The sequence below is a fragment of the Rosettibacter primus genome (assembly GCF_036860675.1).
Classification (GTDB): Bacteria; Bacteroidota; Ignavibacteria; order Ignavibacteriales; family Melioribacteraceae; genus Rosettibacter; species Rosettibacter primus.
Map to the genome: position 1 here is coordinate 427451 of NZ_JAYKGK010000001.1, position 13887 is coordinate 441337.

Below are 13887 nucleotides of genomic sequence, written 5' to 3' on the forward strand. Positions count from 1 at the left end.
ATTATTTATCGAATCTAAGGATTATATTTTCACGCTTTCGCTTATCAAGCTGTTCTGATTTAAAAGTTGTTTTAAATAAATCAAAAAGATTTTCTAAACGAGGAGTTGTATCTTTTTCTTCAATTATTTTATTCCTCTCAATTTTATTTTCTTTTACTTGATTTTCATGTATAACAAGAGCCTGTTTGAGAAGTGATATAATTTCTTCCCTCAACGAATGAACTTCATCATGTGATGGTGAATTGGGTTTACTAAAATTTTCACGATTATTTATTTGTTTAATATTTTCTTCTCTTAGATTATTTAAGTCATTTCTCTTTAAATCAGTCTCAATAGTTGAATTAGCTTTTGGTATAACTGCAAAATCTGTATCTGTATATTCTTCATCAATATAATTAGGATCAAGTGCAAATATAGCATCAGCAAATATTTTATCGTTTTGATTTTGTGCTTCGATTGCTTTCAAATCAAAACTATAAACTTCTGCAAAGTTTGGTTCTTTTTCCCATTTTGTAATGGAAGTTAATCCAACCTGTTGAATTCTAAATCGAAATTTTTGCGGGTCAAAATTAAATTGGAGATGACGCAAATCTTTAATTGCAAATATTGGATCAAAGTATATCAATTCAATTTTATCATCAATTTTTATAAAATATCCATATTTGGTGGAATAAGCATCAAGATTTTGAATATTTGTTAATAATCTATATACAATAAGATTTTTTGGAGAAGGATCTTTGATATAGTTGCATACTTCAAAATAGCTTATTGGATGTGGTCTTTTTATTCTTTCATTTTTATAAATAATTTTAAAATTATCATTGAAATTAAATTGATTTTTTGAATAAATAAGAATGTCTTTTGTTTTCAGGTCTAATGTTTCTAACAGCATATTTATTAAGCCCAGCGAATTAATCCAAGTTCAAATTGATTAATAAGCAATTCATGTTTTGGCAGAATTCTTAAAGTGAAGCCAAATTGTCCAGTATGTTTGCATTCAATTTCACCTTTGTAAGTAAATACATTTGTTTTTTGTTTTTTAGGAACATAAATCATATTAACATAATTATGTGATTGTTCAGAACCATTATCAACTTTTCCATAATAAATCTGAACATCTACATCGTTAGGAGTTAAATCACCAAGTTCAACATCAGCAAATATTTGATATTTGTTTCCCACCATTAAGTCGACACCTTTTTGTTCTTCAGAAATACTGATAAATTTAACTTTACTCCAGTTATCAATTACTTTTTGTTTCCATGCAGTAAATTCTTTTGCTTTTTTCCAGTTATTATTCATCAAGTAAATTCTTTTTTCATAAGCTTTGAAATAAAATTTTTGAGCATATTCCTGAACCATTCTATGAGTATTGAAAACAGGTCCAAGTTTTTTCATTGAATTTTTCATCATTGTAATCCATCCGCGAGGAAGTTTATCTTCTCCCCTGTTATAAAATAATGGAACAATTTCTTTTTCAAGAATTTCATAGATTAATCTTGATTCCACTTCGTCCTGATAACCGGGGTTATCATATTCTTCGCCATTACCAATTTTCCAGCCAATATCGGAATCATAAGCTTCGTCCCACCATCCATCAAGCACACTAAAGTTTAACCCTCCATTTGCGATTACTTTCATACCAGATGTACCACTTGCTTCGAGAGGTCTCCTTGGTGTATTTAACCAGATATCGCAACCTTCCACCATATAACGAGCAACATTCATATCATAATTTTCAATGAATACAATTTTTTTTCTTAAGTGTGGTTCTTTAGTCATTGCAATTACTTCCTGAATAATTTTTTTACCTTCCTCATCACGCGGATGAGCTTTCCCTGCAAAAATTATTTGGACAGGATAATCAGGATTGCATAAAATACTTGCCAATCTTTCAACATCTCTGAATATAAGAGTTGCCCGTTTGTAAGCAACAAATCTTCTTGCAAAACCAATTGTTAATGATTGAGCATCAAGAACTTCTTTAGCAGCATTAATTTCAGAAATAGAACCACCTTTTTCAATAATTTGCTGTCTCAATCTTTTTCTTGCAAAAGCTACAAGACGTTCTCTTCTTCTTTCATGAGTACGCCATAATTCTTCATCAGGTATATCATCTATTCTTTTCCAGATTTCTTTATCAGACGGGTCACGCATAAATTTTTCACCAAGATATCGATATAGTAATTCCTGCATATCATTTGACAGATGAGAATGTGTATGAACACCATTAGTTACATAATCTATTGGAATTTCATCAAAAGGAATATCAATAAAACCTGATTGCCACATTTTCTTTGACACTGTTCCATGTAGTCTGCTCACACCATTTACAAATCCAGCCATGTTCATTGCAAGATGAGCCATGTTATAATTGACCGGAGGTTTATTTTTAATTATTGTACCCAGACTATAAAAAGTTTTATCGTCTATTTTTAATTCATTACGATAGTATGAACCAAAATATTTTTCCATCAACTCATTTGGAAATATATCAATACCTGCAGGAACGGGAGTATGAGTAGTGAAAACATTAGAATAAAAGTTTATGTCACGTGCTTCATGGAACGTGAGATTATACATCTGCATCAAAATACGAATTCTTTCAAGTGCAAGAAATGCAGAATGTCCTTCATTCATGTGACAAACAAGAGGTTTAATTCCCATAGCATATAATGCACGAATTCCGCCAATGCCTAGAACAATCTCCTGTTGAATTCTTGTTTCAATTGTACCGCCATAAAGTGTTCTTGTAATTTTTCTATCTTCCTCGTTATTTTCAGGAACATTTGTATCTAATAAAAATAGCGGAACTCTGCCAACCATAATTTTCCAGATTTGAACATACACTGTTCTTCCAGGAAAACTTAGCTCAATTTTAAGAGGAGTTTTATCCCCATTCATTATTAATGTCATTGGCTGATTATAAAAATCTGTAATTTCATATTTTTCCTGCTGCCAACCGTCATTGGTTAAATATTGTTGAAGATAACCTTCCTTATAACATAAACCGACACCAACTAAAGGCAGTCCTAAATCACTTGAAGATTTTAAATGGTCTCCTGCCAATACACCAAGTCCACCAGAATAAATTTGTAATGATTCGGTTAATCCATATTCAGCAGAAAAGTAAGCAATTACATTTTCTTTTTCGAAATTGAAATTTTTGTGATACCAGGTTTTTTCTTCTCTATAAATTTTTAATTGAGCTGCAACTCTATTCATATGTGAAACGAAACTATCATCATTTGCAACTTCATTTAATCTTTCTTGACTAATTCTACCCAGCATTAAAACGGGATTATGATAAGTTTCTTCCCACAATCTCGAATCTAATCTTCTGAAAAGATCAATAGCATCATAATGCCATGTCCAGTATAAATTATAAACTATCTCACGAAGCGGTTCTAATTTTGCAGGCAACGAAGGTATTACATTAAACCTGCCAATATATTTAACCATCCTATTTACTCCGTTTTTATTTTTTATAAAATCAAATTTAATAATTTTATTTAATCTGCAAAGAAATAATATTTTCTTTTGAAAAATTTATTTTAAGAAAAAATTTAACAACAATATTTTCTGATTTATAATAAGAAAATAGAATTTCAAAATTAACTTAAGAATAAATGCATTAATTTTTGTTTAATATGTAAGAAAAATTAAATACCTAATTTTTATTAAATTTGTTTTCAAAATATGGAATAAAATTATGAATTACATTTTAAGTGCATTGATAGGAATTATAATTGGTTCTTTCCCAACAGCATATATCATTCTAAAAAAATTTAAGAATATAGATATAACAGAAGCAGGCACCGGTAATGTTGGCGCAATGAATTCTTACGATATAACAAAATCAAAATTGATTGGCTTGTTAATTTTTATAATTGATTTGTTGAAAGGTTTTATAAGTGTCTATTTAGCAAAACTTTTGTTTGAATACGAATTCTCAATATTGATGGTTGCATTAATTGGAGCTGTTTTAAGTCATTGTTTTTCATTCTGGATAAAATTTAAAGGTGGAAGAGGTTTAGCAACTGCTGCAGGTGGTGCTCTTATTCTTTCGATTCCAATTTTAGGGATATGGATTTTATTATGGCTTTTATCCTATGCTTTTAGAAGAAATATTCATTTTGGAAATTTTAGTGCAACTTTGCTTACTGGCGCACTGTCTTTTTCTTCTTCAGAAATTATGAATAAATATACAAATCCACCTGCTGCTTCAAATATGGAATTTAGCATAATGGTTTCAATTATGCTCTTGATTATCCTGATTAAACATATCAAGCCAATAAAAGAATATTTTTTACAACAAAGTTTAAAATCAAGGAAAGACTAAGATGAATAAAACAAAAATTATTGTTTTCTCGTCGCTCACTACTTTAATTTTAACAACTGCTATTTATGCATTGATATTGAAAAAACATATAACTGGCGGAGATTATTTAAGTTCAGTTCTTGAAAATAAGAGTATCAATGCTACAACTGTATCTCAAAGACAACAAATTAATAATGATATCTCAAACGGTAGAGAAACAATTATTACAAAAACAGTTGCTCAGGTAAGTCCTGCAGTAGTTGGAATAAATGTAATAGAAATTAGACAGTATCGCGACTTTCTTTCATATGATCCATTTTTCAGACAGTTTTTTGGTGACCGCGTTTATAATCAACAAATTCGTGGTCTAGGTTCGGGGGCAATAATTTCTCCCGATGGCTATATTTTAACAAATGACCATGTAGCAGGAAATGCGGTTGAAGCAATTGTTACATTAACTGATGGCTCACAATACGAAGCAAAAATTGTTGGAACTGATCAAGTATCAGATATTTGTTTACTGAAAATTGATGCTCAAAATCTTCCATACATTAAATTAGGTAACTCTGATGATATTTTAATTGGAGAGTGGGTTATAGCTTTAGGAAATCCTTTTGGTTTATTTGATATTAATGACCAGCCAACTGTAACAGTTGGTGTAATTTCTGCAAAAGGGATGAATCTTGGTGCAGCTAATAATCGATACTATGTTGATATGCTTCAAACTGATGCTGCAATTAATTCAGGTAATAGTGGTGGACCACTCGTAAATGCTAATGGAGAACTTATTGGAATGAACACGCTTATTTACACTGCACAAGGTTCATCTGGAAATGTAGGTGTAGGTTTTGCAATTCCAGTTAATAAAATCAAAAGAATTATAAAAGAATTAAAAGAAAAAGGAAAAATTGACAGAGATTTCTGGACTGGATTAAGTATTCAAACAATAGACCCTTCAATTGCAAAAGCATATAATCTTAAAAGTTCGCGTGGAGTTATTATTACACAGGTTGCAAAAAATTCTCCTGCACAAAAAGCTGGTTTGCAGGTTTATGATATAATTCTTGGAATAAATAATTTCAAAATTAATGATGAAAATACTTTGATTGGCATTCTTCAGGAATTCAGACCTGATGATGTAATCGAAGTAAAAATTTTAAGAGACAATAATTATTTAACAAAAAAAATGAAATTGGAGAGAAGATGATTCCTCGTTACACTCGTCCCCAGATGGGAAAAATCTGGGAAGACCAATTTAAGTTCGATACCTGGCTTAAAATTGAAATATTAGCATGCGAAGCAAGGTACAATCTTGGACAAATACCAAAAGAAGATTTAGAAGAAATTAAATCAAAAGCAAAGTTTGATATCAATCGTATCTTAGAAATTGAAGAAACAACAAAACACGATGTTATTGCATTCTTAACAAATGTAGCTGAAAATGTCGGTCCTGCTTCGCGCCATATTCATTATGGAATGACTTCTTCTGATATACTTGATACTGCTCTTGCATATCAAATGAAATCAGCTGGTGAAATACTACTTAATGATTTAATTGAACTCAAAAATGTTTTAAAGAAAAGAGCTATTGAACACAAAAAAACTATCTGTGTCGGAAGAAGTCACGGTATTCATGCAGAAGCATATTCAATGGGATTAAAATTTGCATTATGGTATGAAGAAGCAAAAAGAAACATTGAAAGACTTCAGAAAGCAATTGATGTTATAAGTGTTGGTAAAATTTCCGGAGCAGTTGGAACTTTTGAACATTTATCCCCTGAAGTTGAAAAACATGTTTGCGAGAAATTGGGATTAAAACCCGAACCAGTTGCAACTCAAGTGGTTCAAAGAGATAGACACGCAGAATTTTTAACAACTCTATCAATTATTGGAACATCTTTAGAAAAAATTGCAGTAGAAATTCGTCATCTCCAAAGAACTGAAGTTCTTGAAGCAGAAGAATATTTTTCAAAAGGACAGAAAGGTTCTTCTGCCATGCCTCATAAGCGTAATCCAATTATAAGTGAACGAATTACGGGAATTGCTCGTCTGCTTCGTGCAAATTCAATTGCTGCACTTGAAAATGTTGCTCTATGGCATGAACGAGATATCTCTCATTCATCTGTTGAAAGAATTATTATTCCAGATAGTTGCATTGCTTTGGATTATATCCTGCACCTTGCAACTAATTTAATTGACAAATTAATTATCTATCCTGAAAACATGATTAAAAACTTGAATCTAACAAGAGGATTAATATTTTCTCAAACAGTATTATTGAAACTTGTTGAAAAAGGAATGACACGAGAAGATGCTTACCAAATTGTTCAGAATTCTGCTATGAATGTATGGCAGGATAAATCAAAAAATCTTAAAGATGAACTATTAACATCAGATACTGTAAAGAAATATTTGTCAGAAAAAGAACTTGATGAAATTTTTAATCCCGATTTAATGCTTAAAAATATCGATTATATCTTTGCAAGAAGTGTTGAAATGGAATAAATCATACTTAGTTTAATATTTACTTGAATTACAAATTAAAAAATGAGGTTGTCTAAAAAGTAATTATTCAGATTTTATAAACAGAAAATAAATTAAACCAACATTTTACATATATAAAATTTTACTTTTAGACAACCTAAAATCAATTTACATTAACTCAATTATATTTTTATTTGTTGTAATATCCTTTCGTGTAGTTTTTCTGATTTTCTGTGTTGCATCTTTCAATTCTAAATTAGCAGTTAATTCTACACTGGTTCCTGTTTCAGCACGAATCAGTAATCCCTTATCAATGTTAAATAAAATGTTTCCTGTCCCAGAAATTTTAGGGTCACTAAAATTATACTTAATGCCGTTATCTTCACCCTTTTTATTCCCTGTCCATGTGCAGGATAAATTTGCACTTAACTTTGCAGCTTTATCGTTTTTGATTTTTACAAAATCTTCTATTTTATATGTAATTGTATTATTAATTTGAAAAACACTCAATTGACCCGGATAACTTTTTTCCCATGTAGAATCTTTTGCTAAAGATTTTTGAGGAAGTTCACGAAATATTAGTTGAGTAATTGGACGAATAAGAGCATCTCCTAAACTTTTAGCATATTGAGATTTTTGTTCTGCTGTTAAATTTTGTTTTTGTGGCTGCAAAGAATTTAATTTATCAATCATCTTATCCAAACGGAAAACCTCAATTACTTCTCCAAGTTCACTAACTCTTGCACGATATGGTGTATTGTGAATAGTTAAGTAATCACCAAATTTTTGTTTTTCTTCTTCAGTCAATTGTTTATTGGAATCAAAACTAATTTTTTGTCCATTTATATCAGCATCAAGTTTAAGAGAAGAAATTGTAATTCCCAGTTCAGCTATTTTATCTGCATCAACATCAATTACTTCAAGGTCAAAAACATAAGTAGTTGTTTGAGTCGATTTAGCCTGCATAAGGGAATCTGCTTGAACACTCTCCTGAGATGATGTAATTGTTGTAAGCTTGTATTTGAACTTATCCCCTTTTTCAAATTTATAACGTAAAAATACTTTCTCGCCTTTCAGGTCAATACTTTCAAGATTTGACTTTGCAATCTCTGCCTTTTGCTTTTCTTCCTTTTTACTGCAAGAAAAAAAGAAACTAATGGAAATTATTATCAATAATAAATAAGTTTTTTTCATTTCAACTCTGTTTTAATTAATTAAAAAATTTATTAATTATTCCATCCGTTAATTTCGAGAAGTTCTCTTCTTGAAAAAAAGTGTGAAATTTCTTTTGCCGCATTTTCATTAGAATCAGAACCATGAACAATATTTTCTTGAATATTATCAGCATATAATTTTCTTATAGTTCCTTCTTCTGCTCTTGCAGGGTCTGTTGCTCCTATTAATTTTCTAAATTCTTCAACAGCATTTTCTTTTTCAAGTACTATTGGCACACATGGACCTGATGTCATATAAGCAATCAAATCATTGAAGAATGGTCGTTCTTTGTGTATTTCGTAAAATCCTTTTGCAGCATCAGGTGTTAATTTTATCATTTTCATTGCAATTATTTTAAATCCTGCTTCTTGTATGTGTGTTATTACTTTTCCAATTAAATTTTTTCTCACACAATCTGGTTTGAGTATAGCAAGTGTTCTGTTGTTCAATTTTTACTCCTCAATTTATTAATAATTAGGAATTAGAAATTAGGAATTAGGAATTTTGTTCTTAATTTGTTTTTTAATTGATTTATTCTTTTTATTCAATGATTTCTTTTTAGATACCGATTTTTTAATTGACAATTTACTTTTATGAATTTTCTCTTTTTCAAGAGCTTTTTTCATTGTGATACCAATTTCAGCTGGACTTTCAACCACATAAATTCCTGCTTTCTTCATTGCTTCCATTTTTTCTACTGCAGTACCTTTACCGCCTGAAATTATTGCCCCAGCATGACCCATTCGTCTTCCTGGAGGAGCAGTTCTTCCTGCTATAAATCCTACTACAGGTTTTTTAACATATTTTTTTATATAAGCTGCAGCCTCTTCTTCAGCATTGCCTCCAATTTCACCAATCATTACAATTCCTTCTGTATCAGGGTCTTCATTAAATAATTTTATAATGTCTATAAATTGAGAACCAACTACAGGGTCACCTCCAATCCCTACACATGTAGATTGACCAATTCCTAAATCAGTTAATTGTTTTACAGCTTCATAAGTTAAAGTTCCACTTCGAGATACAACACCAATTTTTCCTTTTTTATGAATGAACCCCGGCATTATTCCAATTTTGGCTTTCCCTGGAGATATTATTCCAGGGCAGTTCGGTCCAATCAATCTAACATCTTTTCCTTTTAATGAATTGTAAACTGCAATCATATCTTTCGTTGGAATTCCTTCAGTAATACACACAATCAGTTTGATACCTGAATTTGCAGCTTCTAATATTGCATCTGAAGCAAAAGCAGGCGGTACAAAAATTGCGGAAGCATTTGCTTTAGTAGCTTTGACAGCTTCGGACACAGTATTAAAAATTGGAATGTCAGTATCTTCAAACTTTTGTCCACCTTTGCCAGGTGTTACACCAGCAACAATATTGGTTCCATACTCAATCATCTGCCGTGTATGAAAGGAACCTTCGCTGCCAGTTATCCCCTGAACAAGTACTCTTGTTTTTTTATCGAGAAGAATACTCATAATAAATCCTTAATTGTTATGAACAATAATTTTATTTACAAAATTAAGAAAACCTTTTAAATAACTTGTTAAAAAATTTCTTTATGAAGTGAATCAATAAATGTAAATTTGTTATATCAAAAATAATATTTGGAGGTTGTTATGAATAATAATTTTGGAATTACTGGTTTCGTTTTTAATGAAGAAATTCCATGGGAAAATGTTGGTGATGGAGTCAGAAGAAAAGTTATGGCCTACGATAAAGATTTAATGCTTACTGCAGTTGAATTTAAGAAAGGAGCAATTGGATATTTGCATAAACATCCTCATAAACAGGTTTCATACATTGTCACGGGTTCATTCGAAGTCACACTTGGCAGTGAAAAGAAAGTTCAAAAAGCAGGTGATGTTTATTTCGTTCCACCCGATGTTGAACATGGCGTTTTAGCACTTGAAGAAGGAAGTTTATTAATAGACATCTTTCATCCTTACCGTGAAGATTTTGTAAAAAAATAAAATAAGGAGTCTAAAACTTGAAATTCTTCGTTAAAATATTTTTTGTTTTGTTCGTGTGCACAGAAATTTCTTTTGGTCAAATTAAAACATTAAGATTATGGGAAACTATTGCACCAGGCAGTGAAAATTTAATTAACAATGAAACTTATGAAGATGGCCGTTTCAAAAATGTGAACCAACCAGAACTTTCTGTTTTTTTATGTAAAAATCGAAATTATAATACACCAACAATTATAATTTTCCCTGGCGGAGGATATAATCATATTACATTCGAAAAAGAAGGTATAAAATTAGCAAGATGGTTAAATGAAAATGGAATAAATGCTTTTATATTAAAATACAGACTAAACGAAAATCTTGCTCTCATCGATGCTCAACGTGCAGTTAGTTTTGTAAGAGCAAAAGCAATTGAATTTGATATTAATCCAAATAAAATTGGAATCTTAGGTTTTTCTGCTGGTGGTCATTTAGCTGCAAATATGATTATTAACAAAAAAACAATTATGAATGATAAAATTGACTCAATCAGCTGCACTCCTGATTTTGCAGTTTTAATTTATCCATGGCTTCAAAATTTATATCAAAAAGTTCAAGATAAATTTCCTCCTACATTTATTGTTCATGCTTCAGATGATAAGCGTGTGCCGGTCGAGCAAAGTATTAACTTTTTTAATGAGTTAATTAAAAATAACATACCTGTTGAAATGCATATTTATGATAAAGGTGGACATGGTTTTGCAATAGAACCCGATAGAGGAAGAGCATCTTCATGGGTCAATATTTTTCTTGATTGGTTAAAAACCACAATACAGTAGAAATTTTTGAGGATTAAAATATCATGAAAAAAATATTATTCACACTTATTGTTAACATATCTATTCTCTATGCTCAAAATAGTTATATAAAAAAATTTCCTGATGTTTCCGGATTTCAAAATAGTGCTCATCATTGGTATGATATTTATGCAGAAGATAATGTAATTCATCCTCTCCCAGAGCGTCCCCGTTATAAACCTGAAAATGTTAAAGAAATTGCGGATAACATTTTATTATATCAGAAAGAAAACGGCGGGTGGCCCAAAAATTATGATATGCTTGCAATTCTTACGGAAGAACAAAAAGATTCTCTAAGAAAAACTAAAAATCAATTGAATACCACATTCGACAACTGGACAACTCATACTCAAGTTGAATACCTTGCTCAGGCTTATTATTTAATTCATGATGAAAAATATAAAGAAGCATGTTTGAAAGGCATTGATTACATTCTTTCTGCTCAATATCCAAATGGTGGCTGGCCTCAATATTATCCCGATACAAGTGGTTACAGAAAATATATTACTTTCAACGATGGAGTAATGATTGGTATAATGAAAGTTCTTTATAACATTGTTCAAAATAAACCTCATTATTCATTTGTTGATAATTTAAGAAGAGAGAAAGTAAAAGCAGCTTTTGAAAAAGGTTTAGAATGTATTCTCAAAACACAAATAAATGATAATGGAAAACTTACAGCCTGGCCGCAACAAGCAGATAATGTTGGATTATTCCCTCAGTGGGCAAGAGCTTTTGAACCACCATGTATATGTAATGGCGAAAGTGCTGAAGTTGTTCTCTTTTTAATGAACATTGAAAATCCATCTAATGAAATAATTAATGCAATTCAAAGTGCAGTTAGATGGTTTGAAGATTCTAAAATAAAAGGGATAAAAATAGTAGAGAAAAAAATTGAACCGAAAAAATATTATTACAGTACATTTGATTATGACAGAATAGTTGTTGAAGATTCAACAGCTCCTCCAATATGGACTCGTTATTATGAATTAAAAACTCATAAACCAATATTTTGCAATCGTAATAAAAAAATTGTTTATACACTTGCAGAAGTAGAGCATGAAAGAAGAGCCGGCTATTCATGGTATACATACGCACCCCAAGAAGTTCTAAACAAATATACTGAATGGCAAAAGAAATATGCCCCAAATGAAAATGTCTTACAAAAAAGATGAGTTAATTATGAAAAATATTATTAAAATAATTTTATCATTAACTTTGATAATAATTTTAAGTTCATTTATGATGTTAACTCAAAAGTCTAAATATAAAGTTGTGTGCTTTGGAGATTCAATTACTTACGGAGCAGGAGTAGAAGGAAACGGCTGGGTAGAACAAATTGCCAGCAAGAGTGAAAATTTATTAATGATAAATGAAGGCAGAAAAGGAAGAAAAACTTCAGATAAAAATGAATTGCTTCCAATTTTAGAAAAATACCCTGATGCAGATTTATTTTTAATATTGCTTGGTGTAAATGATTTAAAAGATGGAAACGACAGCTTGGTTAATGCATGTGTATTAAATATTAAATGGATGATTTCTGAAATAAAAAATAAAGCACCAGATTCAAAAATTTTATTAATGTCCCCGTGCAATATTAATTTAGAAACGATGTCAGATATAAACAAACATAAGAAGTATAACGAGAATACTTACAATTCATTAATAAAATTAGAAAAAGAATATGGTAAACTTGCAGAGCATGAAAACATATATTTTCTAAGTTTATTTTCAACTGTTTCTCCTCAAAACTTCTGGGATGGATTACATCCTGACCTCAAAGGTCATAAAGAAATAGCAGAAAGAGTATTTCAAAAAATAAATTCTATTTTAAAGTGATCCCTAATGTCAAAAACATATATGAGATTGATTTCAATACTAATATCTAAAAAAATATAACACAATTGACACAAATTTCTATTAAGTTTTCTTGTTATTTTCATGTAGGAAGATGCAAAAAAATTTGAATACCAGAAGAAATCAATAGTTTACATTTTGAAATAACTTTTATGCTGTAAATAAACAGTAAAGTTTTTTATAGGTTGTTAACTGAAAATCTTTTTGGAAATTTTTTCTTTTGATAATAATAAAAAAATCATGCTTGTTGATTATTTCCAAGAATCATTTTCTTAAAATACTCAAGTGTTAATTTCAAGCCCTCTGTTCTACTAATCTTTGGTTCCCAGTTAAGAATTTTTTTTGCGCGGGTTATATCTGGCTGGCGAACTTTCGGGTCATCTTCAGGTAATTCTTTGTAAACAATTTTACTTTTTGAGTTACATATTTTAATCACTTCTTCAGCAAAATCTTTTAGAGAAACTTCATCTGGATTTCCAATATTAACAGGATAAACTTCATTTGACATCAACAATCTAAAAATGCCTTCTATTAAATCATCCACATAACAAAAACTACGAGTTTGAGAACCATCACCAAAAACCGTTACATCTTCACCTCTTAAAGCTTGAGAGAAAAAAGCTGGCAAAGCACGTCCATCATCAATTCTCATTCTTGGACCGTATGTGTTAAATATTCTCACAATTCTTGTTTGCAGTCCATGATAGCGGTGATATGCCATTGTCATGGCTTCAGCAAATCGTTTAGCTTCGTCGTAAACACCACGGGGTCCAACTGGATTAACATTTCCCCAGTAATCTTCACTTTGAGGATGAACAAGCGGGTCTCCATAAACTTCTGAAGTTGAAGCTAAAAGGAAAACAGCATTTTTTTCTTTTGCCAATCCAAGTGCTTTATGTGTCCCAAGTGATCCAACCTTAAGAGTTTGAATTGGAAGTTTAAGATAATCGATTGGACTTGCAGGAGATGCAAAATGCAATACATAATCTACTTTCGAAGGGACATGAATATAATTTGTAACATCAAGTTTAATGAACTGAAAATTTTCGTTTCCAAAAAGATGTTCAATATTTTCTATTCTGCCTGTTAAAAGATTATCAAGGCAGATAACCTTCATTCCTTCATTAATTAATCTATCACAAAGGTGTGAGCCAAGAAATCCAGCTCCGCCAGTTACAACAGCAACTTTTTTCTGCATTAA

The 13887-nt window shown here is 30.6% G+C and carries 13 protein-coding genes; 7 read left to right on the plus strand and 6 right to left on the minus strand.

Annotated features, from left to right (window positions below; genetic code table 11):
- Window position 1 precedes the first annotated feature (1 nt).
- Window positions 2–892, minus strand: coding sequence for a hypothetical protein (locus VJY32_RS01815; protein ID WP_353676166.1), 891 nt, complete (start codon window positions 890–892; stop codon window positions 2–4).
- 5 nt (window positions 893–897) lie between these two features.
- Window positions 898–3462 carry an alpha-glucan family phosphorylase gene (gene glgP / locus VJY32_RS01820; RefSeq protein WP_353676167.1) on the minus strand — a complete coding sequence of 855 codons (2565 nt, stop codon included), beginning with the start codon at window positions 3460–3462 and terminating at the stop codon, window positions 898–900.
- A gap of 250 nt (window positions 3463–3712) precedes the next feature.
- Between glgP and VJY32_RS01825 the strand changes: the two genes are divergently transcribed.
- Genes VJY32_RS01825 through purB form a run of 3 tightly spaced genes read left to right on the plus strand, consistent with a single transcriptional unit; the run spans window position 3713 to window position 6826 of the window.
- Entirely contained in the window at window positions 3713–4342 is a 630-nt protein-coding gene (locus VJY32_RS01825) for a glycerol-3-phosphate acyltransferase (protein ID WP_353676168.1), read from the plus strand.
- 1 nt (window position 4343) lies between these two features.
- The gene (locus tag VJY32_RS01830) at window positions 4344–5528 is read left to right on the plus strand and encodes a S1C family serine protease (protein ID WP_353676169.1); all 1185 of its coding nucleotides are present in this window, start codon (window positions 4344–4346) and stop codon (window positions 5526–5528) included.
- The gene (purB, locus tag VJY32_RS01835) at window positions 5525–6826 is read left to right on the plus strand and encodes an adenylosuccinate lyase (protein WP_353676170.1); all 1302 of its coding nucleotides are present in this window, start codon (window positions 5525–5527) and stop codon (window positions 6824–6826) included. The genes VJY32_RS01830 and purB overlap by 4 nt, the downstream gene beginning before the upstream one ends.
- A gap of 147 nt (window positions 6827–6973) precedes the next feature.
- On the opposite strand, the gene VJY32_RS01840 is transcribed toward purB, so the two are convergent.
- Genes VJY32_RS01840 through sucD form a run of 3 tightly spaced genes read right to left on the minus strand, consistent with a single transcriptional unit; the run spans window position 6974 to window position 9501 of the window.
- Window positions 6974–7999, minus strand: coding sequence for a DUF6263 family protein (locus tag VJY32_RS01840; protein WP_353676171.1), 1026 nt, complete (start codon window positions 7997–7999; stop codon window positions 6974–6976).
- A 32-nt stretch (window positions 8000–8031) separates the two neighbouring features.
- Window positions 8032–8469 carry a nucleoside-diphosphate kinase gene (ndk, locus tag VJY32_RS01845; RefSeq protein WP_353676172.1) on the minus strand — a complete coding sequence of 146 codons (438 nt, stop codon included), beginning with the start codon at window positions 8467–8469 and terminating at the stop codon, window positions 8032–8034.
- A gap of 39 nt (window positions 8470–8508) precedes the next feature.
- Window positions 8509–9501 carry a succinate--CoA ligase subunit alpha gene (gene sucD, locus VJY32_RS01850; RefSeq protein WP_353676173.1) on the minus strand — a complete coding sequence of 331 codons (993 nt, stop codon included), beginning with the start codon at window positions 9499–9501 and terminating at the stop codon, window positions 8509–8511.
- Between the two features lie 141 nt (window positions 9502–9642).
- Here sucD and VJY32_RS01855 point away from each other — a divergent pair, with 141 nt between their 5' ends.
- From VJY32_RS01855 to VJY32_RS01870, 4 genes are read left to right on the plus strand one after another with little or no spacing between them, the layout of a single operon-like run.
- The gene (locus VJY32_RS01855; protein ID WP_353676174.1) at window positions 9643–9996 is read left to right on the plus strand and encodes a cupin domain-containing protein; all 354 of its coding nucleotides are present in this window, start codon (window positions 9643–9645) and stop codon (window positions 9994–9996) included.
- A gap of 17 nt (window positions 9997–10013) precedes the next feature.
- Window positions 10014–10811 (plus strand): alpha/beta hydrolase, encoded by a 798-nt coding sequence (locus tag VJY32_RS01860; protein ID WP_353676175.1) that lies wholly within the window; start codon window positions 10014–10016, stop codon window positions 10809–10811.
- Window positions 10812–10834: 23 nt separating this feature from the next.
- Window positions 10835–12004, plus strand: a complete 1170-nt coding sequence (gene pelA, locus VJY32_RS01865) for a pectate lyase (RefSeq protein ID WP_353676176.1) — start codon at window positions 10835–10837, stop codon at window positions 12002–12004.
- A 7-nt stretch (window positions 12005–12011) separates the two neighbouring features.
- Entirely contained in the window at window positions 12012–12668 is a 657-nt protein-coding gene (locus VJY32_RS01870) for an SGNH/GDSL hydrolase family protein (RefSeq protein ID WP_353676177.1), read from the plus strand.
- Between the two features lie 256 nt (window positions 12669–12924).
- Here the strand turns inward: VJY32_RS01870 and VJY32_RS01875 are convergent, their stop codons facing one another.
- Window positions 12925–13884, minus strand: a complete 960-nt coding sequence (locus VJY32_RS01875; protein ID WP_353676178.1) for a UDP-glucuronic acid decarboxylase family protein — start codon at window positions 13882–13884, stop codon at window positions 12925–12927.
- Between the last annotated feature and the right edge of the window lie 3 nt (window positions 13885–13887).